Consider the following 21,792-nt stretch of genomic DNA (forward strand, 5'->3'; position numbering starts at 1 on the left):
AGTACTATTTTTAAGATTTTAAAAGACTCTTAAAATGATTTTTTTAGGATGTTTTGTATTCTTTTATCTAACACTGCTACTTTTTGTTTTGTTGAATCAATATGATTAGATTTTACTGTTTTTTCTCTAGTATATCCTACAAATTCTCGCCAACCTTTAGATCTTATTTTTCTTCTTTTTTGTACTATTGTAAAAAGAACATTTTTTTCTAATTGATTTAATTCAGTTATTTCATCTCCAATTTTTATGTGAGGATACAGGTCTTTAATTATTTTTTTTGCCATAAAGAAATGACCTTTTGTATTCGGATGTACTGCATCAGGAATAAAAGTACTGTCCTCTTTTATTTTCTTTATCTCAGTTAATTCATTATTTAGATATTCGTGTAAATTAATAACGGTATTATCTTTTAATGTAAGTAACCAATTCGCGTAATCTTGCAAAACCCTATTGTAATTGTAATATGGTTGTTTATAAGACTGTGCTTCACCTTCTTTGCTGAGGCGATCTTTTGCAGCATATTTATCAAAAGGGGTGGGCGTCAATAGCATTAATCTTGCTCCATATTTTTCTACAATTGTTTTTAAATTATAAATTCCTTTTTTATAATTCGAAAATCGAGTACTATCTTTTTCAGAAAAAATTGCGTCATTCATACCATAACAAGCCATAACAACTTCGGGTTTTATTTTATCTAAAGCTTCTTTTAAGCGTGCATGTATACAAGGTCTTGGAAAAGGATGTCCCACTTCAGAATCTCCAGAAACTGTTTCGCTAGACAGACCAATGCTAATCATATCTAAAGATTCTTCAGGATAATTTTTTCTTAAATAATATTCTAAAAAATCGACATATTTACCGTTTTGTGTAATGCTGTTTCCAATAATTAATACTCTTTTATTGTGAAGCGGAAGTGATTCTTCAACTTTTCTATCACAAGAAAAAAAGAGTAAAAAGATTAAAGGGATGAAAAAAAGCCTATATTTTTTCATAATTTAAAGTGATTTTATAGCATTATGAAGTCTGTAAATAGTTTCTTTTTTACCAATCATGGCAATAATATCAAACAAATGCGGACCCGCTAATTTGCCAACCAAACTTAAACGAAGTGGTTGCATTACTTTACCAAAACCTATTTCTTTCGCAGTAATCCATGCTTTAATTTCTTTTTCTATATTTTCTGATGAAAAGTCTTCGATTGAAGAAATAACAGAAATTAACTCTTGCATTAATTCAGCAGTACCTTCTTTCCAATTTTTCTTTGAAGCTTTTGAATCATATTCGGTTGGCGCTTTAAAAAAGAAAGAAGATAATTCCCAAAAATCATTTACAAAAACAGCTCTTTCTTTTATTAATGAAACTACTTTTTGAACGTACTCTCTAGTTGATAAAATCCCTTTTTCTTCTAAAATAGGGATGTATAAATCAGTCAATTCTGCATCCTCTTTTGTTTGCATGTATTGTTGCTGAAACCAGTTTGTTTTATCAGGATTAAATTTTGCACCAGACTTACTAACACGATTCAAATCGAATTCATGTATTAAATTTTCTAGTGAAAAAATTTCCTGCTCTGTCCCTGGATTCCAACCTAAAAAGGCCAACATATTTATAAAAGCATCTGCAAAATAACCATCTTCTTTGTATCCACGAGAAACGTCTCCAGTTTCTTCATTTGTATACGCCAAAGGAAACACAGGGAAACCTAACTTATCACCATCGCGTTTGCTTAATTTTCCTTTTCCAACTGGTTTTAAAATTAGCGGTAAATGTGCAAATTTTGGAGCATTCCACCCAAATGCTTTGTATAGTAAAACGTGCAATGGCATTGAAGGCAACCATTCTTCACCACGAATAACATGAGAAATTTCCATCAAGTGATCATCTACAATATTTGCTAAATGATAGGTTGGCATTCCGTCAGATTTAAATAAAATTTTATCATCTAAAGTATTGGTATCGATTGTAATTTTCCCACGAATTTCATCTTCCATTTCTAAAACTTCATCTTGCGGAGTTTTAAAACGAATGACATAATTATCGCCGTTATTAATTCGGTTTTGCAATTCTTCATCAGATAAAACCAAAGAATTTTCTAAGCGCCCTTTTGCTCTGTTATGCCAATTGTAAATAAAGGTTTTTCCTTCAGCTTCGTGTTGTTTTCTGTGCGCATCTAATGCTTCGGAAGTATCAAAAGCATAATATGCCCAACCCGTTTCAATTAAAATAGCAGCATATTTTTTGTAAATTTCTTTACGCTCAGATTGTCTGTAAGGACCAAATTTTTCATTTGTTAAGCCAGCACTGAGCGTAGACGAACGTGGACCTTCATCAAAAGGAATGTTACACCATTTTAAAGCATCGATAATGTATTGTTCTGCATTTGCAACATACCTATTTTGGTCTGTGTCTTCAATTCTTAACACAAAAGTTCCGTTGTGTTTTTTAGCAAATAAATAATTGTATAAAGCTGTTCTTACACCACCAATGTGTAAAGGTCCTGTGGGACTTGGTGCAAAACGAACACGAACATTAGATTCCATTTTTCTGTTTTTTTAAATTCCTGCTTTACTGAAACAAGTTCAGCACAAGTCTCAGGAAAGATCTTTTTAATGAACCTTAAAGAAATTTTAAGGTGCTTTTTTCGTGTTGCAAAGATAGTTTTTAATGAAAAACCTTGCCACGAATTCACAAATTAATACTTCTTAAAAAAAGTTGACCTCATAGATTCATAGAAAGCATAGAACTATATCGCTAAAAGACCCTTCAGTCTTTTAAAACCTTTGAGGTCTGAAAAATATATTTATTCGTGAATTCGTGGCAATTTTTTTAGAAATCTCCTTCCTAAAAAGTGTTAAAAATTCCAATAGAAATAGCCGTTTGTTTCGGTACACTGTTTCCGAAAAAAGCGTTCCCAAAACCTGCGGTAATTCCCAAATCACACAATTGTAAAATACCTTTTAAACCATAAGCACCATATTCTTGGTCATTTACATATAAACCTGTAGTTAAGTTATTTATAGGTGAAATAAAATTTCCATCATTTAAAGATTTTACAACATCTACATACCCAATTAACCAAATATTTTTTAATATTTTCCCTCCAAACTCACCACCAACTTTAAAATTATTGCTGTAATCATTTGTTCTTATATCTGCACCAATATGTGTTTGTAAAAATGTTTTTCCAAAACTTTTTCCTACTAAAAATTGTGGCGTAAACGTAAAAGCATCATAACCCGTTCTAATTCCTGTTGCATCATCATAAGAACTTGTGTTTATTTCTGTAACGAATTGCCCAGCCAAAACCCAACCATTATTATAAAATTGATGTTTTAAACCTAATTGAATATTTCCAAAAGAAGTTTTAGAACCTTCTTCTATATTTGCAAAAACAATGCTTGCATTATTATTGAACCCTACTGTTTTTATACTTTTTAAAGGAAGACTAAAAACCAAAGAAGTTTGATCTGTAAAACCATATTCTCCATAAATTTGATGCGTTTTATCTGTAACATTTCTTAGAAGAACAAATTCTGGATTTCCAAAAAGTACATTATAATCAGAAATTGTGGTGTAAGAAAGGTTGATAAATAGATCTCCTTTTTCTTTTGTCCAAGGGCTTTGTGCTAGCACTGTTGTTGTAAAAGCTAAGAGTATCATTGCAAAAATATGTTTCATAACTTGTTTTTATGGAAGTTTAGTAGGATTGGCTTTGAAATACTTACAATTCATTTAACAAATAATTTCGTTGTGAATCCTTTCAAAAATAGTATTTTTATTAGTTAATTATGAGCGGATTTAAAAAAATTGAAAAAAAACTACATCAGTTTACCCAAAAATATTACGTAAACGAATTGATTAAAGGAGTTATTTTATTTTTCTCCTTAGGATTTTTGTACTTATTTTTTACATTGTTTTTAGAGTATTTTTTATGGTTGAAACCAACTGCCAGAACCTTTTTGTTTTGGGTCTTTATTTTGGTAGAAGGTTTTTTATTAATCAGATTCATTGCCATTCCTATTTTTAAGTTGATAGGTTTACGAAAAGGAATTTCTTTAAAAGAATCTTCAAAAATTATTGGAAATCATTTTCCAGAAGTAAAAGACAAATTACTAAATGTTCTGCAGTTAAAAGAAAACCCGAATCAATCTGATTTGTTATTGGCAAGTATCAATCAAAAAGCAGCAGAATTACAACCCATTCCTTTTGTAAAAGCAGTAGATTTTAGAAAAAATAAAAAGTATCTCAAATATGCGATTGTGCCTATTTTAATTTGGTTAATCACATTGTTTACAGGGAATAATGGTGTTTTTACCCAAAGTTTAGAGCGTGTTGTAAATCATAGAACAGCATATACGCCACCAGCGCCATTTTCTTTCTCTTTGGTAAATGAAAGTCTACAAGTTATTCAAGGAAAATCAATTACAATTGCTATAGCAACTGTTGGAACCGTTTTACCTTCGGAAGCAAAAATAATCTTTAACAATCAGCAGTATTATCTTCAAAATAACGGAAACGGTTCTTTTTCTTATACTTTTTCTGACGTAAAAAAACCGATTTCTTTTTTTGTAAAAGCAAACGGAATTCAATCTCAAGACTATCAAGTAAAAGTAATAAATACGCCAACAATTCGCAATATTTCTTTGCAGTTGGCCTATCCTTTTTATATAGGTAAAAGGAATGAGACCATACAGAACTCAGGGAATTTAATTGTACCAGAAGGTACAAAAATTACATGGAAGGTAGCAACATCGCAAACAGATGAGGTAGTTTTTATCAATAATAAAAAGCGAAATGTTTTTAATAAGATTGCTACAAATAATTTTGAGTTTTCTAAACGAATTCGAAATCCGTTAAATTATCAAATCTCTTCATCAAACAAAAATTTACAGGATTATGAGAATTTGCAGTTTTCTGTAAATGTAATAAAAGATGAAGTTCCAGAAATTGCTGTACAAACAAATATAGATAGCATTTCTAGAGGTACTGCACAATTTGCTGGTCAGATTTCAGATGATTATGGACTAAAGAAGTTACAGTTGGTGTATTACGATGAGAATATTCCGCAAGACCAAAAAACACATGTTTTACCAATTTCTAAGGCAAATATTCAAACCTTCTTTTATCAATTTCCTGAAGGACTCAATCTTCAAAAAGGCATGAATTACGAATTGTTTTTCGAGGTTTTTGACAATGATGCAGTAAACGGAAATAAAAAAGCAAAAAGCAAAGTTTTTAATTACAGACAAAAAACAAACGATGAAATAGAAGAGGAGTTGCTGCAAGAACAGAGAAATACAATCAATAGTTTAGAAAATTCTATTCAGAAACAACAAAAACAACAGCAGGAATTATATAAAATTCAACAAGAGTTACAAAATAAGAAAAAAATTAGTTGGAATGATAAGAAAAAAGTTGAAAGTTTTATAAAGCGTCAGGAACAGTACAAAAAGATGATGCAACGTCAAACAGACCAATTGCAAGAAAATTTAGATGAAAAAACAGTAAAAGATGAAAATCTTCAGGATAAGAAAGAAGAACTCAAAAAACGTATCGAAGAGCTAAAAAAAACAGAAAAACAGCAAAAGCTTTTAGATGAGATTGCAAAATTAGCAGAAAAATTAAACAAAGAAGAACTCGTAAAAAAAGCCAAAGAATTAGCACAACAGAACAAGCAACAGCAACGTAGTTTAGAACGTATGTTAGAATTAACAAAACGTTTTTATGTGGAACAAAAAACGATGCAAATTGCTAATAAACTAGAAGAATTGGCTAAAAAACAAGAAGTTTTAGAACAAAAAGAAGCTCCAAGTTTAGAAGAACAAGAGAACATAAATAAAGAGTTTAAAAAACTAAAAGAAGAGTTGGATGAATTGGCAAAGGACAACGAAAAGTTAAAAGAGCCAATGGAAATGCCAGATGTTGAAGATGAAAAAGAAGCAATTGATGAAGAATTAAAAAAGTCTGAAGAAAACTTAAAAAAGCAAGACACAAAATCAGCAAAGAAAAGTCAGAAGAAAAGTGCTGAGAAAATGAAAGAAATGAGTGCTAAAATGCAGAAAGCCATGATGGAAATGGAAGGCGAATCTATTGAGGAAAATATGGAAGATTTGCGTAAAATTTTAGAAAACTTAGTTACTTTTTCTTTTAAGCAAGAAAATTTAATGAATAAATTTAATGAGATTTCTACAACACATCCAGACTTTGGTAAAGATTTAAAAAGTCAAAATGATATTAGAACTTATTTTGAGCATATAGATGATAGTTTGTATGTGCTTTCTATGCGTTTGCCAAAGATTTCGGCGAAGATTAATGACGATTTATCTACGGTGCACTATAATTTAGAACAGTCTTTAGAAAACTTCTCAGAGAACAGATTTAACAACGGCATTTCTAACCAGCGTTACGTGATGACTGCTACAAATAATTTAGCAGATTATTTAAGTAACATGCTAAACAGTATGAAAAACGCTTCTATGAAAATGGGGAAGGGAAAAGGCAAGGGAAGTGGTTTTAGTTTACCAGACATTATTAAGAAACAAGGCGAACTTTCAGAAAAAATGAAAGAAGGGCAGAAGAAAGGAAAAAAGCCAGGAGATAAGCCTGGTCAGAAACCTGGGGAAAAATCAGGTGATGGAAAAGAAGGAAAAGCGGGAGAAGAAGGGAAAGATGGGAAAATTGGAAAAAATGGCAAATCAGGTGAGAGCGGAAAAAGTGGCAAAGGAGGAAAGTCAGGAGAAAATGCTGAAGGGAATGGAGAAAATGACGATTTAGATGGCGAACTGTATGAAATCTACAAACAACAATCTCAATTAAGACAACAACTACAAGACGCAATTAAAGAAGCCGAAATAGGAAACCCCAATGGAAATGGCAATGCTAAAAAAGCGTTAAAAACCATGGAACAATTAGAAAACGAAATTTTAGAGAAAGGTTTTAACGCAGGAACCATTCAGAAAATGCAACGCTTAAATTATGAATTGCTAAAATTAGACAAAGCAGCTTTAGAACAAGGCAAAGATAAAAAACGCAAATCTTCAGCAAATTTAAAAGCATCTGAAAGAAATAAAGTAAAAGCATTGTCCTTTAAAAAGCAGTTTTACAATCAAATAGAAATATTAAACAGACAATCCTTACCTTTGCAGCAAAATTATAAAACAAAGGTTCGAGAATATTTTTCTGAGCCTCAGAAGAAAGAATAATGATTACGTTTAATTACGAAACAAACTTTAAGTTAGAGACCGAAAAATCGATTGAAAGTTGGATCCATAAAATCATTGCAATGCATAATTGTGAAGAAGGAGAAATCAATTATATTTTTTGTGACGATGTTTATTTGCACAAATTAAATGTTGAGTTTTTACAACATGATACCTTAACTGATATTATAAGTTTCGATAATTCCTTAGGAAATCAATTAAACGGAGATATTTTTATTTCTCTGGAAAGAGTAGCAGAAAATGCAAAAGATTTTAAAGTTTCTTTTACAGAAGAATTGTACAGAGTAATGATTCATGGTGTTTTGCATTATATTGGTTTTAAAGATAAGACCGAAGAAGATCAGAAAGAGATGACAGTTCAAGAAAACAGCGCTTTATCTGAATTAAGTACTTGATAATCAGTAATATAAAAATAAGTTTCACGTGGAACTATAAGAAATGAGTTTATTTTCAACAATATTTGATGTTATAGTAGTTGGTGGTGGTCACGCAGGAAGCGAGGCAGCGGCAGCAAGTGCAAATATGGGTGCTCATACATTGTTAATTACAATGAATTTGCAAAATATTGCGCAAATGAGTTGCAATCCTGCTATGGGAGGTATTGCAAAAGGCCAAATTGTTCGAGAAATTGATGCTTTGGGTGGTTACAGCGGAATTGTTACAGACAAAACAGCAATTCAGTTTAAGATGCTTAACAAGTCTAAAGGACCAGCAATGTGGAGTCCAAGAGCACAATCAGACAGAATGCAATTTGCAGAATGCTGGCGAACCATGTTAGAGCAAACAGATAATTTAGATTTTTATCAAGATTCTGTAAATGGTTTGTTGTTTGATGGCAATAAAATTATTGGCGTAAAGACGGCTTTAGGTTTAGAAATAAAAGCGAAAACAGTTATCATAACTGCTGGAACTTTTTTAAACGGATTGATTCATATTGGTGATAAAAGTTTTGGTGGCGGTAGGGCAGGTGAAGGAGCTTCCACAGGAATCACAGAAGACTTGGTAGCCAAAGGTTTTGAATCTGGGAGAATGAAAACCGGAACGCCTCCAAGAGTTGATGGGCGTTCTTTGGATTATTCTAAAATGACAGAACAACCTGGAGATGAAATCACAGAAAAATTTTCTTATTTACCCACTACAAAATCGCTACAAAAACAACGATCTTGTTGGCTTACTTATACCAATTTAGAGGTACACGATTTATTGCGTGAAGGTTTTGACAGATCACCCATGTTTAATGGTAGAATACAATCTACAGGACCTCGGTATTGTCCTTCCATTGAAGATAAAATAGATCGGTTTGCAACAAAAGAGAGGCATCAAATTTTTGTAGAACCAGAAGGTTGGACAACTGTTGAAATGTATGTAAACGGATTTTCAACTTCCCTTCCAGAAGATATTCAAGACAAAGCAATCCGTTCTATTGAAGGTTTTGAAAACGTAAAATTTTTAAGATATGGGTATGCGATAGAATATGATTTCTTTCAGCCGACTCAATTGACACATTCACTAGAAACCAAATTAATTGAAAACTTGTTTTTTGCAGGTCAAATTAATGGAACTACCGGATATGAAGAAGCCGCTGCTCAAGGTTTAATGGCAGGTGTAAATGCAGCTTTAAAAACACAAGAAAAAGAACCTTTTATCTTAAAAAGAAACGAAGCTTATATTGGTGTTTTAATTGACGATTTAATTACTAAAGGTACAGAAGAGCCTTATCGAATGTTTACTTCAAGAGCAGAATATAGAACTTTGTTAAGACAAGACAATGCAGATTTAAGGTTAACTCCTTTAGGTTTTAAACTTGGTTTGGCATCTCAAGAAAGGTTAAATAGAGTTGTAGAAAAACAAGAAAAAACAGATTTATTAATTCAATTTTTACATGAAACCAGTGTAAAGCAAGAAGAGGTAAATCCTATTTTAGAAGCAAAGAATTTGGCTTTAATCAATCAATCTGTAAAGCTCTATAAAGTTGCGGCAAGGCCTCAATTAGATTTTTCAGACTTTAAAGTGATTCCAAAAGTAAATGCTTTTCTAGAAGAAAATGGCATTGATAAAGAGATTATAGAACAAGCAGAAATCGACTTAAAATATGCTGGTTATATTGAGAAAGAAAGAAACAACGCAGACAAGTTAAACAGGTTAGAAAATGTGGTGATTCCCTCCAGTTTTAAATATGACAAACTAAAATCTTTATCTTTTGAAGCAAGAGAAAAATTAAACAAGATCAAACCAACTTCTATTTCTCAAGCTAGTAGAATTAGCGGTGTTTCTCCTAGTGATATTTCAGTGCTTTTAGTGTATATGGGAAGGTAGAAAAATAAAAAAATTGCAAAATGTTCCTCGTGGAACAATATTAAAAATTGAAAAAAAAATATGGAGAAAGAAAAAGAACTCTATAACAATTTAATTCCTTATTTAAATTGTAAAGATTATACGGTTTCTCAAAACCATTTTAAAATAATGAAAAATGAGGAATATGAGATGTTGGTTACCTATCCTATTCCTGAGAATCTAGAGAATTATTATAAAAGTGAAAATTATATTTCTCACACAGACAGTAAAAAATCTTTTTTTGATAAGGTGTATCAATCTGTAAAAAACCATACTTTAAAACAAAAACTATCTTTATTAAATTCTTTTAAAACAAAAACAAAAACGGTTTTAGATATTGGGGCAGGAACGGGAGATTTTTTAAAAGTTTGTAAAAATAATCACTGGGAAGTATTTGGAACTGAACCAAGTTTTGACGCAAGAAACATTGCAGAAAAAAAAGGAATTCATTTAATGGAGAGAATCCAAGAAATCAAGAATCAGCAATTTGATGTGATTTCACTTTGGCATGTTTTAGAACATGTAGAAGATTTAGAAGAGACCATTAAATTCTTAAAACGAATATTAAAACCGAAAGGAAGAATTATTGTAGCAGTGCCTAACTACAAAAGTTGTGACGCGGAATATTATAAAGAACATTGGGCTGCTTATGATGTTCCGAGGCATTTGTGGCATTTTTCACAAACATCTATTCATAAACTTTTTTCTGAAATAAAAATGATTGTAGATACAACACTACCCATGAAATTTGATGCCTATTATGTTTCTCTTTTAAGCGAAAAATATAAATCAGGTAAAATGAAACCAGCGAAAGCATTTTATAGAGGTTTTATTTCTAATTTAAAAGCAATTAAGACTTCTGAGTATTCTTCTCTTATATATGTGATAAAAAACTACTAAAATCGAATATTAGGGGATATTCTATAATAATAACCTACTATAATGTGGAAACCACTTAATTGAAATTAAAAACTCCTTAAAACAGCTGTTTTAAGGAGTTTTTATATAGAAAATAATTATAATTCTGTTTTATTAAATAGTTTTTATTGATTTAGCAAGTAGATGCCTAAAATTGCTATTATAAAATAGACCGCTAAGGACATTGCTCCTGCATAATCTTTTGCAAGACGTTGCCCTATTAATAAAAAAATTAAAGTAATTGCGGAAAGTTCAATTCCTAAAATTGCCAACTCTTTGACTTCAGAAGTATATAATTGATAGACTCCAATAAGCATTAAAGCACCAGCAACAATTTCAATGGCTAAAATAATTGCCAATAAGAAAGGAACACTATTTTTTAGTGGCGAATTTTTAAAATGCTCTTTTATAAAAGAAACATTTCCTGTCCAGTCTAAAAGTTTATCTATTCCAGATTGAATAAACGTGACAATTAAGAAAAGGAGAATTAAAACTTCTGCGGGATAATTTGATAAAATTTTCATCTGTGTTTTTTATTTACCAAATAACCTTTGAAAGAAATTCTTCGTTTTTTTAGTGGCTTCTTCAATTTCTTCTTTTGCATCTTCTGCCAAATCCGCTAAACTTTCAGCAGCTTCCCCTGCAAACTCAGCCGCTTTTTCGGCAACATCTCCATATACATCTTTTGCGTCTTCTGTAAACTCCGCAACTTTTTCTTTGGCTTCTTCTGTATATGATGCTAACTTTTCTTTTACTTTATCCATATTTTTATCAGAAAAAGTTTCGTTAATTTTTTCCTTTGCAGTGTCAAAGGCTTTGGTTGCATCTTCTTTAAATTCAACAGCTTTCTCTTTAGCAGAGTCTTTCACTTCGTTTGCTTTTTCCTTGAAATTATCTACTTTTTCTTTAGATTCTTCAGAAATTGTTTTTTTAATTTCTTCTGGTTCTAATTTATCTTCTTTTTTATTCATAATTAATTGATTTTAAGTATATTATATTATTTTAATGCTTGATCTTTGGGTTCCCAAAGCTCTATTTTATTATTTTCATTATCTAAAATCCAACCGAATTTTCCATAATCATATTCTTCCATTTCACCTACAATAGTAACCCCTTCTTTCTTTAATTCTTTAAGAAGTTCAACCAAGTTTTCAACCCTATAGTTGAACATAAATTCTTTTTTTGAAGGCTCGAAATAGTTGGTGTCTTTTGTAAACGGACTCCATTGTGTAGAGGCTTCTTTTCCTTTTGTATCTTTCCACCAGAAGGTGGCACCATAATCGTCTGTTTTAAAACCTAAGTGTTTTTTATACCAATTTTTGGCCGCTCTAGTATCTTCCGATTTAAAAAATAAACCACCAATTCCTGTAACTCTATTTTTCATTTTATTTCTTTTTTATATTCGTTTCATAAATTTGAATCCATTCTTTAAGAGAAATTTTTGTACACAAATCTCCAATTAAATCAAAAGGAATTTCTTCTGTTTTTTTAAAACGAATACAACTTTTTCCCATATCTAATTTTCGAGTAGCATGTTTTGGATATTCATTTACAAACCAATTATGAATTTCCGGAATTGCGTAAATTCCACTATGATATAAATTGATGGAGTTTTTTTGTGAAGCAAAACTCATAAAAGGCAACGGTTCTTTTGGGTTGCAATGATACCCTTCTGGATATACTGAATGTGGCACAAAATACCCAATCATTCCATATTGAATGCCTTCTTCAAACCCTTTAGGTAAATGATCTATAATTGTTTTTCGTAGTTTTTTTAGCGCATTTTGACGGTCTTCAGGAACTTGCCTTATATAATCTTCTGGAGAATTTGCTTTGTACTGCATAACATCAAATTTTGATGCTTACAAGTTAGTAAAATTTTTGTTTTATTTTATCTATAATTGTTTGAGCTAATTTTTGGTGGCTTTCAACCGTCCAACCAGCAATATGGGGAGATAATAATACGTTTTCTGAACGAATTAAATAGGTAAAGGCTTCTGGCATCTTATTGTCAGAAAAAAGATTTTCAAAAGATGTTTTTTCATACTCTAAAACATCCAATCCAGCACCTAAAATTTTACCAGCTTTTAGAGCGGTCACTAAATCTTTGGTAACCACAGATGAGCCTCGTGCTGTATTTAGCAACCAAAAATTCTTTTTAAAACTGTTGATGAAATTAGCATTTACCATGTTTTTCGTAAGTGCTGTTTCTGGTGTATGTAAACTTAAAACATCTGCATTTTCTTGTAATTCAGACAAGGAAACCTGCATAGAGTTTTTGTCTGAAACGTTTGGTTTTACATCATAACAGAGCACTTGGACATCAAAACCACGCATTTTTCTCGCGAATGATTTTCCCATGTTTCCATAGCCAATTAAACCAATTGTTTTTCCGTCGAGTTCGATTCCGCGATTTTCTTCTCGAAACCACTTTCCGTTTTTAACTTCATTATCAGCTTTATTCAATTTATTAAAAAGTGATAATAACATGCCCAATGTGTGCTCACCAACAGCATTCCTGTTACCCTCTGGCGCAGCAATCAACTCAATATTTTTAGATGTTGCATACTCACAATCTATATTTTCTAAACCCGCACCAACGCGTCCAATAAATTTTAGGTTTGTGGCTTTGTCTAGAAAGTTTTTATCAATAGAAAATCTACTTCTAATAATTAAACCATCATATAAATGAATTTTCGCTTCAATTGCTGATTTTGAAGATGCATAATCTTCATCATTTTTGAAACCCAAATCATTGAGTTGATTTAGTAGCAACGGGTGATTTGTATCAATATGTAAAATCTTCATAATTGTTTTTTATACGAAAAGTTATAGACTTTTTAATTGAAACCATTCTTCATAAGAAATAATTCGTTTTTCTGGTCTTGGTTTTCCTTCATGAACTTCAATATGAGTTTCAAAAAGTCCTTGTATCATTATTTAAATTTTTTCACAACAAGTTACTTCCCTTTGGGAAGGTTAGGATGGGCTCTTAATACTGCTCTTTATCATTCGGAAAATCACCACTTTTTACATCTGAAATATAATTCTCAAAAGCACCTGTCATGTCTGCATACAAATCTAAATAACGTCTTAAAAAACGAGGATGGAATTCGTGCGTCATACCAATCATATCATGTGTCACTAAAACTTGGCCATCAACACCATTTCCGGCGCCAATACCAATCACAGGAATCGTTAAAGCATCTGCTACTTTTTTAGCCAATTCTGCAGGTACTTTTTCTAAAACCAACGCAAAACAACCAATTCTTTCTAATAGTAAAGCATCTTCCATTAATTGTTCTGCTTCTTCTTCTTCTTTGGCTCTTACCGTATAGGTTCCGAATTTATAGATAGATTGCGGCGTTAAACCCAAATGTCCCATAACCGGTATGCCCGCGTTTAAAATTCTTTTTATAGATTCCTTTACTTCTTTACCACCTTCTAGCTTTATAGAATGTCCGCCAGATTCTTTCATAATTCGAATCGCAGAACGCAAAGCTTCTTTCGGATCAGATTGGTAGCTTCCAAAAGGCAAATCTACCACCACCAAACAACGTTCTATAGCTCTTATTACAGAACTTGCATGGTAAATCATTTGATCTAAAGTAATTGGCAAGGTGGTTTCATGACCAGCCATAACGTTCGATGCAGAATCACCCACAAGAATTACGTCAATTCCTGCACTATCTATAATTTTTGCCATCGTATAATCATAGGCAGTAAGCATAGAGATTTTCTCTCCGTTAGCTTTCATTTCTACCAAAGATTTTACCGTTACGCGTTTATATTGCTTTTTAGCTACAGACATATTTTTTATATATTTAAAGTGGTAAAAGTAAGAAAAAGCAATAGATATCTTATTACAGATTGTTTAAGAGCTGCAAACACAATTTGCACCCGATAAATTATTTGTTTTATAAGCATCATTAGTACAAACAATTCTAAGAAAAACAATAAAAAAATTAGCATTATATTTGGTACTTTATTAAAAGAATGACCGAAAAAAAACATACTATAAATTCGAATAAATGGATAGATAATTATGCAGACTACTTGTATAATTATGCTATTTCTCGTGTTAATAATAGCGATTTAGCCAAAGATCTTGTGCAGGAAACTTTTTTTGCAGGGTTAAAATCTGCGAAAAATTTTCAAGGAAAAGCTTCAGAGAGAACTTGGTTGGTTTCTATATTGAAGAGAAAAATTATAGATTATTATAGAAAAATTAATTCGAAAAAAGGACAAGCTGAAGTTAGAATGAATTTCTATCAAAGTGGAGAAAATGAAGGAAATTGGATTGAAGAACGTGTGCCGCAAAGTTGGGACAATCAATCTGAAAAAAATATAGAAAACGAGGAGTTGAGAAATCAATTAGAGGCTTGTATCAATAACTTGCCAGAAAAATATGCGATGGTTTTTAGAATGAAAACAGTGCAAGAATTCGAAACGGAAGAAATCTGTAAGGAGTTAGATATTACTTCGTCAAATTTATGGGTTATCATTCATCGGGCAAGAACACAGCTAAGAAAATGCATGGAAGATAACTGGTTTAATAATTAAGAAATGTTTAAAAATTTAAAAATAACCTGCGATGAAGCCACAACCATTTGCGATAAAAATCAATATGGAGAAGCTTCAATTTTAGAATTGATAAAATTGAATATTCATTTTATAAGATGTAGAATATGCGCATTGTATACAAAACAGAATATGAGATTAACTAGCTTTTATAAAGGCTATTCTAAAAGCTGTAAAGAAATTAAACACTGTATGTCTTTAGAAGATAAAAATCAGTTAAAAAAAGTACTTGAAGAAAGAAACTAGCGTACTTACTTCACTAAAAAAGATTTCAACGGAACTTATGATTTATAAGTTCCGTTTTTTTGTATTTTTGGATTTGTCCGCTCGAGCGCAGTCGAGAGGGATATTTTTTTTAAGAAATTTAAATTAGGTCTCGACTGCGCTCGGCCAAACAGATCATGCATTTTCTACCAGAAAAAATAGACAATTATGTTGTAGCTCATTCACAACAAGAGCCAAAAATTTTACAAGAATTAACAAGAGAAACTTGGCAAAAAGTATTAAATCCTAGAATGTTAAGCGGTGCTTTTCAAGGAAGAGTTTTAGCAATGATTTCTAAGTTAATTTCACCAAAAAATATTTTAGAAATTGGCACTTATACAGGTTATTCTGCCATTTGTTTAGCAGAAGGACTCTCTTCTAAAGGAAAAATTTTTACGATAGATAAAAATGAAGAATTAGAAACACTTCAAAATAAATATTTTAAAAAATCGGGTTACCGAAATCAGATTGAGCAATTCTCTGGAAATGCGTTGGAAATTATCCCAAAAATTGATGAAAAATTTGATTTGGTGTTTATTGATGCAGACAAGTCTAACTACATCAATTACTTTCATTTAATTATTGATAAAATGAATGCTGGTGGCATCATTTTATCAGATAACGTTTTATGGAGCGGAAAAGTAGTGGAAGAATTAGACCCAAAAGACGAGGACACAAAAGTACTTTTAGCGTATAATACATTACTGAATCAAGATACTAGAATCGAAACCGTTTTATTGCCAATTAGAGATGGCTTAACCATTAGTAGAGTGAAATAGTTTTCTAGTCTATTGTAAGAACTCGAGAAATGTTGAAAAACTTATTAAGCGGTAGAATAAATATCTGTAAATATGTTCGTTCGAGACCTGAGGAATATCTTAATTAAGTGATAGGAATTGATGTAAACATGTCTGTTCGAGACCCGAGAAAAATTTTTATCAAGCGATTGGAATGACGTAATGTCTCCTCGAGCATTACTGAAATGAAAATACATTTTCATTGAAAGTACATAGCGAAGCTATCGAGAGGTTTTAATTAGGTCTCGACTGCGCTCGACCAGACATATATTAATAACCTGTAAAACAGCAACTTACAAGCTACGTCAATGGTAGCGGAGTCGAGAACTCTTAAACATTTTAAAATAAACGGTAGAAAAAATGTCGAAGTAATCTGTTCTTTTTTATGAAAGAGATTGCTTCAATCGTTCCTCTTTTGCAATGACAAATTCGGGAGAAACTAAAACTGTCTTTTAATTGGCCCCGTAAAATCATCAATATCGTCTTTAACCGAGTCAATTTCTTTGGTGATGTCTTTCGTTATATCTGTATTAAGACCTGTTTTTTCCGAACTGTCTTTTATTTCTCTTTTAATATCATTGGTAGCATCTTTTACTTGCCGAATTCCTTTGCCTAAACCTCTTGCGATTTCAGGAATTTTATCTGCACCAAAAACCATTACCACAATTAACATGATAACCATAATTTCTGGACCACTAATAAATAAGAAGACTGTATTCATAACTTATACAAAGGTAAATATTTATTAAAGATTTAAAGATAACAAAAGAATTTATTTGTAGTTTAGAGGTTAAAAGCCTTTAAAATCAGTTTTTTATGTTGAAAAAATTAGTTTTTTTATTGATTTCCGCTTTGTTGATATCAGGTTGTAAGACAACAAAAATCTCTAGAAACCTTGCAAAGAATATCAATACTTCATTTTATAAGAATCAGTTTACAGGAATTTACATTTATGATGTAGCTGCAGAGAAAGTGGTTTATAATTACCAAGCAGAAAAGTATTTTACACCCGCAAGCAATGTTAAAATATTTACGCTTTTTACAGGCTTAGCGTTATTGCCAGATTCTATACCTGCCTTTAAATATGCTATAAATAAAGACACCATTATTTTAAAAGGTACAGGAGATCCTACCTTTTTACATCCCTATTTTAAAGATAGTACAGCATTAAAAAAGATAAAAAATTATAAAAAAGTTCATTTAATTTTAGATAATATTTCTGATAAAAGATACGGACCTGGTTGGGCTTGGGAAGATTTTGATAGCTATTTTAGCCCAGAAAGAAGTGCTTTTCCTATGTACGGAAATGTAGTTACAATTAAAAATGAAGATTCATTACGTGTTACACCCAACTTTTTTAAGAAAAAAGTAGCCATTACAGAAAACGGATATGGGAGAGAAGAGAGAAATAATAATTTTTATTTTAGTAAAAACAGAAAGCGTGAAACAGAAATCCCCATGATTGTAGATGTTCCATTACTTAAAAATTTATGGGATGACATTGCTCCGAATAAAATAACAATATTAAAATCTTCTAGTATTTTGCCTTCTACCATTACATATAGCATTCCTAAAGATTCTTTATTTAAAAGAATGATGGAAGTAAGTGATAATTTTTTAGCAGAACAAATTTTAATTTTAGCATCCTCTACTTTATCAGACACCTTAAGTTCTTCTAAAGCGAGAACATACATTTTAGAGCATCAACTAAAAAATTTACAGCAGAAACCACGTTGGGTAGATGGTTCTGGTTTGAGTAGATATAATTTGTTTTCACCGATTTCTTTTGTTGAAGTTTTAACAGATATGTATGCAAAAATTCCACAAGAAAGATTGTTTCAATTTTTTCCTGTAGGAGGAGAATCGGGGACGTTAAAAAATTGGTTTTCAGGAAATCCAGTACCTTATATCTATGCAAAGTCTGGCACCTTAGGAAACAATTATAGCCTTAGCGGATATTTAATTACCAAGTCAGGCAAAGTATTAATACTTAGCTATATGAACAACCACTACATGCACACTAACAATGCGATAAAAGAAAAAATGCAAACTACTTTTGAGTGGTTAAGAGATACGTATTAGTTGTTTTAAATTATTGTTAAGAATTTAGTGAGATTCATCCATTCCAAATTATAATTCAGATTAAAAAGACTAGAATCTTTTTAGATATTATAAACATTAATCTACTTCTTCATTAACATTCGCTTAATCTCATTCAATTTCATCAACGCTTCTATTGGCGTTAGCGTATCAATATTCGTAGCCAAAATTTCTTCACGAATATTTTCTAATAAGGGGTCATCTAACTGAAAAAAGCTCAATTGCATTTCTTCGTGTTGCGTTTGTTTTAAAACCTCTTTTACTTCGGCATTTTTGTTGTTTTTTTCTAGTTGAGCTAGTATTTTATTTGCTCTATGAATCACCATATTTGGCATTCCAGCAAGTTTGGCAACATGAATCCCAAAACTATGATTAGAGCCACCAGATACGAGCTTACGTAGAAAAATAATGCTGTCTTTCAATTCTTTTACAGAGACATTAAAGTTTTTAATGCGCTCAAAAGTAGCCGTCATTTCATTTAGTTCATGGTAATGGGTTGCGAACAATGTTTTTGCTTTTGATGGATGCTCGTGTAGAAACTCCGAAATTGCCCAAGCAATTGAAATTCCGTCGTAAGTTGAGGTTCCACGACCGATTTCATCTAATAAAATTAAACTTCTGTCAGAAACATTATTTAGAATAGAAGCCGTTTCATTCATTTCTACCATAAATGTAGATTCGCCCATAGAAATATTATCACTGGCGCCAACTCTGGTGAAAATCTTATCTACAATTCCTATTTTTGCATTTTGAGCAGGGACATAACTTCCCATTTGTGCTAATAAAACAATCAATGCTGTTTGTCTTAAAATGGCAGATTTACCAGACATATTGGGTCCCGTAATCATAATTATTTGTTGCTGATTTCTATTCAACACCACATCATTTGCAATATAATTTTGATCGATTGGCAATTGTTTTTCAATCACAGGATGTCTTCCGTTTTTAATATCTAAATCTGTGCTTTCATCCATTTGCGGACGCACATAATTGTTATCAATCGCTAGAACTGAAAAAGAGAGCAAACAATCAATTTTTGCAATAATTTGGGCATTTTCTTGTACTTTTTGTACAAATTGAATGATATATTGTAGTAATTTAGAAAAAATTTCTTGTTCTAAAACCTGAATTTTCTCTTCCGCTCCTAAAATTTTCGTTTCGTATTCCTTTAGTTCTTCCGTAATATAACGCTCTGCATTTACTAAGGTTTGTTTGCGCGTCCACTCTTCAGGAACTTTGTCTTTATGTGAGTTTCTAACTTCTATATAATATCCAAAAACATTGTTAAAAGAAATTTTTAAACTGCTAATTCCTGTGCGTTCTGTTTCACGCTGTAACATATCGTCTAAATACTGTTTACTAGTGTTAGAAATGGCACGTAAATCGTCTAATTCTTGATGAACACTATTTGCAATTGCATTTCCTTTATTAATGTTTACAGGGGCATCATCAAACAAAGTTTCAGAAATTTTTGCAATCAAATCCTCACAGGTATGCAATTGATTCCCAAGCTCTTTTACCGTTTTGTTTGTACTTTTTTCTGCGGATGCTTTTATCGGTAAAATTGCTTTTAAAGAATTTTTTAATAAGACAATTTCTCTTGGTGATGCTTTACCAGTGGCCACTTTAGAAATCAATCGTTCTAAATCAGAAATTTGTTTTAATTGATAGGTTACCGTTTGTGAAAAAGCTTCAGAATCTATAAAAAACTTGACCAATTCGTGCCGATTTTTTATTTCATCAATATTTTTTAAAGGAAGTGCCAACCAGCGTTTTAATAAACGTCCGCCCATTGGCGAAATGGTTTTGTCAATGACATCTAAAAGTGTGACTGCATTTATAGAATTCGGATTGTACAACTCTAAATTTCTGATGGTAAATCGATCCATCCAAACATAATTGTCTTCTGCAATTCTGCCAATAGATTGAATATGTTTTAGCTGATTGTGTCGTGTTTCAGACAAATAATACAACACTGCACCCGCTGCAATAATTCCGTTTTTTACATCCTGAATTCCGAAACCTTTTAAGCTTTTTACTTCAAAATGATTTTGTAAAGTTTCATTGGCATATTCCTTCTGAAAAACCCAATCGTCTAAATAAAACGTATAATACCTGTTTTCAAACAGTTCTAAAAATGGTTGTTTGTGTTGTTTTTGGACTAAAACTTCACTCGGAGAAAAATTTTGTAATAATTTATCGATGTATTCTGCATTGCCTTGCGCAACCAAATATTCACCTGTAGAAACATCTAAAAAAGAGATTCCGAGTTGTTTTTTGTCAAAATGAACCGCAGCTAAGAAATTGTTTGTTTTGCTTTGTAAAACTTCGTCATTTAATGAAACTCCAGGAGTCACCAATTCTGTAACACCACGTTTTACAATGGTTTTGGTCATTTTAGGATCTTCTAATTGATCGCAAATGGCCACACGCATTCCTGCTTTTACCAGTTTTGGTAAATACGTATTTAAAGAATGATGCGGGAAACCAGCCAACGCAGTTTCAGTTTCACTTCCTGCGCCACGTTTTGTCAATACAATTCCTAAAACTCCTGCTGCTTTCTTTGCGTCTTCACCAAAAGTTTCATAGAAATCTCCCACTCTAAACAATAGCATTGCATCAGGATATTTCACCTTAATCGCGTTGTATTGTTTCATTAAAGGAGTTACCTTTTTTACTTTGGATTGTGCCAAGGTTTAAAAATTTGTAGTTAGTTTTGCGAATATAAAAATTAGTAGGCAGTATTCAGTAGCAGTTTACGGTGAACTTATTCACAAAGTATGAGGAAATTAAAGAATAACGAGTTAGGTAGAATTACAGTTGATGAGTTTAAAACCGTAAAAAAAACACCTTTAATAGTCGTTTTAGACAACATTAGAAGTTTAAATAATATTGGTTCTGTGTTTAGAACTTCAGATGCTTTTTTGATTGAAAAAATCTATCTCTGCGGAATTTGCGCAACGCCGCCAAACAAAGAGATTCATAAAACAGCTTTGGGTGCAACAGCATCTGTGGCTTGGGAGTATGTGGAAGATACTTTAGAATTGGTTGAAAAGTTGAAAAATGAAGGTGTAAAAGTACTTTCTATTGAACAAGCAGAAAATAGTACAAAACTGAACGATTTTCATCCAATTCCACATCAAAAATATGCAATTGTAATGGGAAATGAAGTAAAAGGTGTGCAACAAGAAGTTGTAAATGCTTCTGATTTTTGTATTGAGATTCCGCAATTAGGTACCAAACATTCTTTAAATATTTCTGTAACTACAGGTGTTGTTATTTGGGATTTGTTTACTAAAATGCAATAAAAAAGTTGTTTTTCAAATCGAAAAAACTATTTTTAGAGCCTTAAACATAAAACCCCAATACAATGAAATTACAAGAAGAACATTTAGAAGAAATTACAATGAATTTAAACCCTACTGGAGATGTAGAAACTGGAGAAGATGGAACCGAAGGTGGTGATGGAGAAGATGATCCAAATAAAAATAAATAATATTGTTGAGTTAGTCATTTAATTTCCGTATATTTAAGTCAATAAAACTAGGATAATGGAACAATTTGAAGGACAAGATATA

At 31.5% G+C, this 21,792-nt stretch carries 21 protein-coding genes; 10 read left to right on the plus strand and 11 right to left on the minus strand.

The features are described 5' to 3' along the window. Positions 1-29: 29 nt before the first annotated feature. The 3 genes from Q0998_RS05090 to Q0998_RS05100 form a co-directional block, all read right to left on the minus strand. Positions 30-992: a GDSL-type esterase/lipase family protein gene (locus Q0998_RS05090; RefSeq protein ID WP_299667106.1), complete on the minus strand. Its 963-nt coding sequence runs from the start codon at positions 990-992 to the stop codon at positions 30-32. Positions 993-995: 3 nt separating this feature from the next. Beyond that, positions 996-2,540, minus strand: a complete 1,545-nt coding sequence (gltX, locus tag Q0998_RS05095) for a glutamate--tRNA ligase (RefSeq protein ID WP_299667109.1) — start codon at positions 2,538-2,540, stop codon at positions 996-998. A 301-nt stretch (positions 2,541-2,841) separates the two neighbouring features. Next, positions 2,842-3,678, minus strand: coding sequence for a hypothetical protein (locus tag Q0998_RS05100; RefSeq protein WP_299667112.1), 837 nt, complete (start codon positions 3,676-3,678; stop codon positions 2,842-2,844). 110 nt (positions 3,679-3,788) lie between these two features. Here Q0998_RS05100 and Q0998_RS05105 point away from each other — a divergent pair, with 110 nt between their 5' ends. Genes Q0998_RS05105 through Q0998_RS05120 form a run of 4 tightly spaced genes read left to right on the plus strand, consistent with a single transcriptional unit; the run spans position 3,789 to position 10,454 of the window. After that, positions 3,789-7,202: a DUF4175 family protein gene (locus Q0998_RS05105; RefSeq protein ID WP_299667115.1), complete on the plus strand. Its 3,414-nt coding sequence runs from the start codon at positions 3,789-3,791 to the stop codon at positions 7,200-7,202. Further along, a complete protein-coding gene (ybeY, locus tag Q0998_RS05110) occupies positions 7,202-7,615 on the plus strand; it encodes an rRNA maturation RNase YbeY (RefSeq protein WP_299667118.1) in 414 nt (137 codons plus the stop codon). Before Q0998_RS05105 ends, ybeY begins: the two co-directional genes overlap by 1 nt. A 43-nt stretch (positions 7,616-7,658) precedes the next feature. Next, positions 7,659-9,536: a tRNA uridine-5-carboxymethylaminomethyl(34) synthesis enzyme MnmG gene (gene mnmG / locus Q0998_RS05115; protein WP_299667121.1), complete on the plus strand. Its 1,878-nt coding sequence runs from the start codon at positions 7,659-7,661 to the stop codon at positions 9,534-9,536. 60 nt (positions 9,537-9,596) lie between these two features. Further along, complete coding sequence (locus Q0998_RS05120) at positions 9,597-10,454, plus strand: class I SAM-dependent methyltransferase (RefSeq protein ID WP_299667123.1); 858 nt, start codon at positions 9,597-9,599, stop codon at positions 10,452-10,454. A 143-nt stretch (positions 10,455-10,597) separates the two neighbouring features. Here Q0998_RS05120 and Q0998_RS05125 read toward each other — a convergent pair whose 3' ends face one another. From Q0998_RS05125 to panB, 6 genes are all read right to left on the minus strand, one after another. Beyond that, positions 10,598-10,996, minus strand: a complete 399-nt coding sequence (locus Q0998_RS05125) for a DoxX family membrane protein (RefSeq protein WP_299667126.1) — start codon at positions 10,994-10,996, stop codon at positions 10,598-10,600. 9 nt (positions 10,997-11,005) lie between these two features. Next, positions 11,006-11,443: a hypothetical protein gene (locus Q0998_RS05130; protein ID WP_299667129.1), complete on the minus strand. Its 438-nt coding sequence runs from the start codon at positions 11,441-11,443 to the stop codon at positions 11,006-11,008. Positions 11,444-11,469: 26 nt separating this feature from the next. Next, positions 11,470-11,856, minus strand: coding sequence for a VOC family protein (locus tag Q0998_RS05135; RefSeq protein ID WP_299667132.1), 387 nt, complete (start codon positions 11,854-11,856; stop codon positions 11,470-11,472). 1 nt (position 11,857) lies between these two features. Beyond that, positions 11,858-12,316 (minus strand): DUF1801 domain-containing protein, encoded by a 459-nt coding sequence (locus Q0998_RS05140; RefSeq protein ID WP_299667135.1) that lies wholly within the window; start codon positions 12,314-12,316, stop codon positions 11,858-11,860. A 25-nt stretch (positions 12,317-12,341) separates the two neighbouring features. Then, entirely contained in the window at positions 12,342-13,280 is a 939-nt protein-coding gene (locus Q0998_RS05145) for a 2-hydroxyacid dehydrogenase (RefSeq protein WP_299667137.1), read from the minus strand. 184 nt (positions 13,281-13,464) lie between these two features. Next, on the minus strand, positions 13,465-14,283 hold the full coding sequence (panB, locus tag Q0998_RS05150; RefSeq protein ID WP_299667140.1) for a 3-methyl-2-oxobutanoate hydroxymethyltransferase: 819 nt from the start codon (positions 14,281-14,283) through the stop codon (positions 13,465-13,467). Positions 14,284-14,468: 185 nt separating this feature from the next. Here panB and Q0998_RS05155 point away from each other — a divergent pair, with 185 nt between their 5' ends. The 3 genes from Q0998_RS05155 (at position 14,469) to Q0998_RS05165 (ending at position 16,096) form a co-directional block, all read left to right on the plus strand. Continuing rightward, positions 14,469-15,035 (plus strand): sigma-70 family RNA polymerase sigma factor, encoded by a 567-nt coding sequence (locus Q0998_RS05155; RefSeq protein ID WP_299667142.1) that lies wholly within the window; start codon positions 14,469-14,471, stop codon positions 15,033-15,035. Positions 15,036-15,038: 3 nt separating this feature from the next. Further along, on the plus strand, positions 15,039-15,299 hold the full coding sequence (locus Q0998_RS05160) for a hypothetical protein (protein ID WP_299667144.1): 261 nt from the start codon (positions 15,039-15,041) through the stop codon (positions 15,297-15,299). A gap of 155 nt (positions 15,300-15,454) precedes the next feature. Beyond that, positions 15,455-16,096, plus strand: a complete 642-nt coding sequence (locus tag Q0998_RS05165) for an O-methyltransferase (protein WP_299667147.1) — start codon at positions 15,455-15,457, stop codon at positions 16,094-16,096. A 457-nt stretch (positions 16,097-16,553) separates the two neighbouring features. Here the strand turns inward: Q0998_RS05165 and tatA are convergent, their stop codons facing one another. Further along, complete coding sequence (tatA, locus tag Q0998_RS05170; RefSeq protein ID WP_299667150.1) at positions 16,554-16,835, minus strand: twin-arginine translocase TatA/TatE family subunit; 282 nt, start codon at positions 16,833-16,835, stop codon at positions 16,554-16,556. A 95-nt stretch (positions 16,836-16,930) separates the two neighbouring features. Here tatA and Q0998_RS05175 point away from each other — a divergent pair, with 95 nt between their 5' ends. Continuing rightward, on the plus strand, positions 16,931-18,196 hold the full coding sequence (locus Q0998_RS05175) for a D-alanyl-D-alanine carboxypeptidase (protein ID WP_299667153.1): 1,266 nt from the start codon (positions 16,931-16,933) through the stop codon (positions 18,194-18,196). Between the two features lie 101 nt (positions 18,197-18,297). Here Q0998_RS05175 and mutS read toward each other — a convergent pair whose 3' ends face one another. Further along, entirely contained in the window at positions 18,298-20,871 is a 2,574-nt protein-coding gene (gene mutS / locus Q0998_RS05180; RefSeq protein WP_299667156.1) for a DNA mismatch repair protein MutS, read from the minus strand. Between the two features lie 123 nt (positions 20,872-20,994). Between mutS and Q0998_RS05185 the strand changes: the two genes are divergently transcribed. Further along, positions 20,995-21,522, plus strand: coding sequence for an RNA methyltransferase (locus Q0998_RS05185; RefSeq protein WP_299667159.1), 528 nt, complete (start codon positions 20,995-20,997; stop codon positions 21,520-21,522). A 62-nt stretch (positions 21,523-21,584) separates the two neighbouring features. Further along, entirely contained in the window at positions 21,585-21,710 is a 126-nt protein-coding gene (locus Q0998_RS05190) for a hypothetical protein (RefSeq protein WP_299667162.1), read from the plus strand. Positions 21,711-21,792: the final 82 nt, after the last annotated feature.

The sequence above is a fragment of the uncultured Polaribacter sp. genome (genome assembly GCF_947501385.1).
Taxonomy (GTDB): Bacteria; Bacteroidota; Bacteroidia; order Flavobacteriales; family Flavobacteriaceae; genus Polaribacter.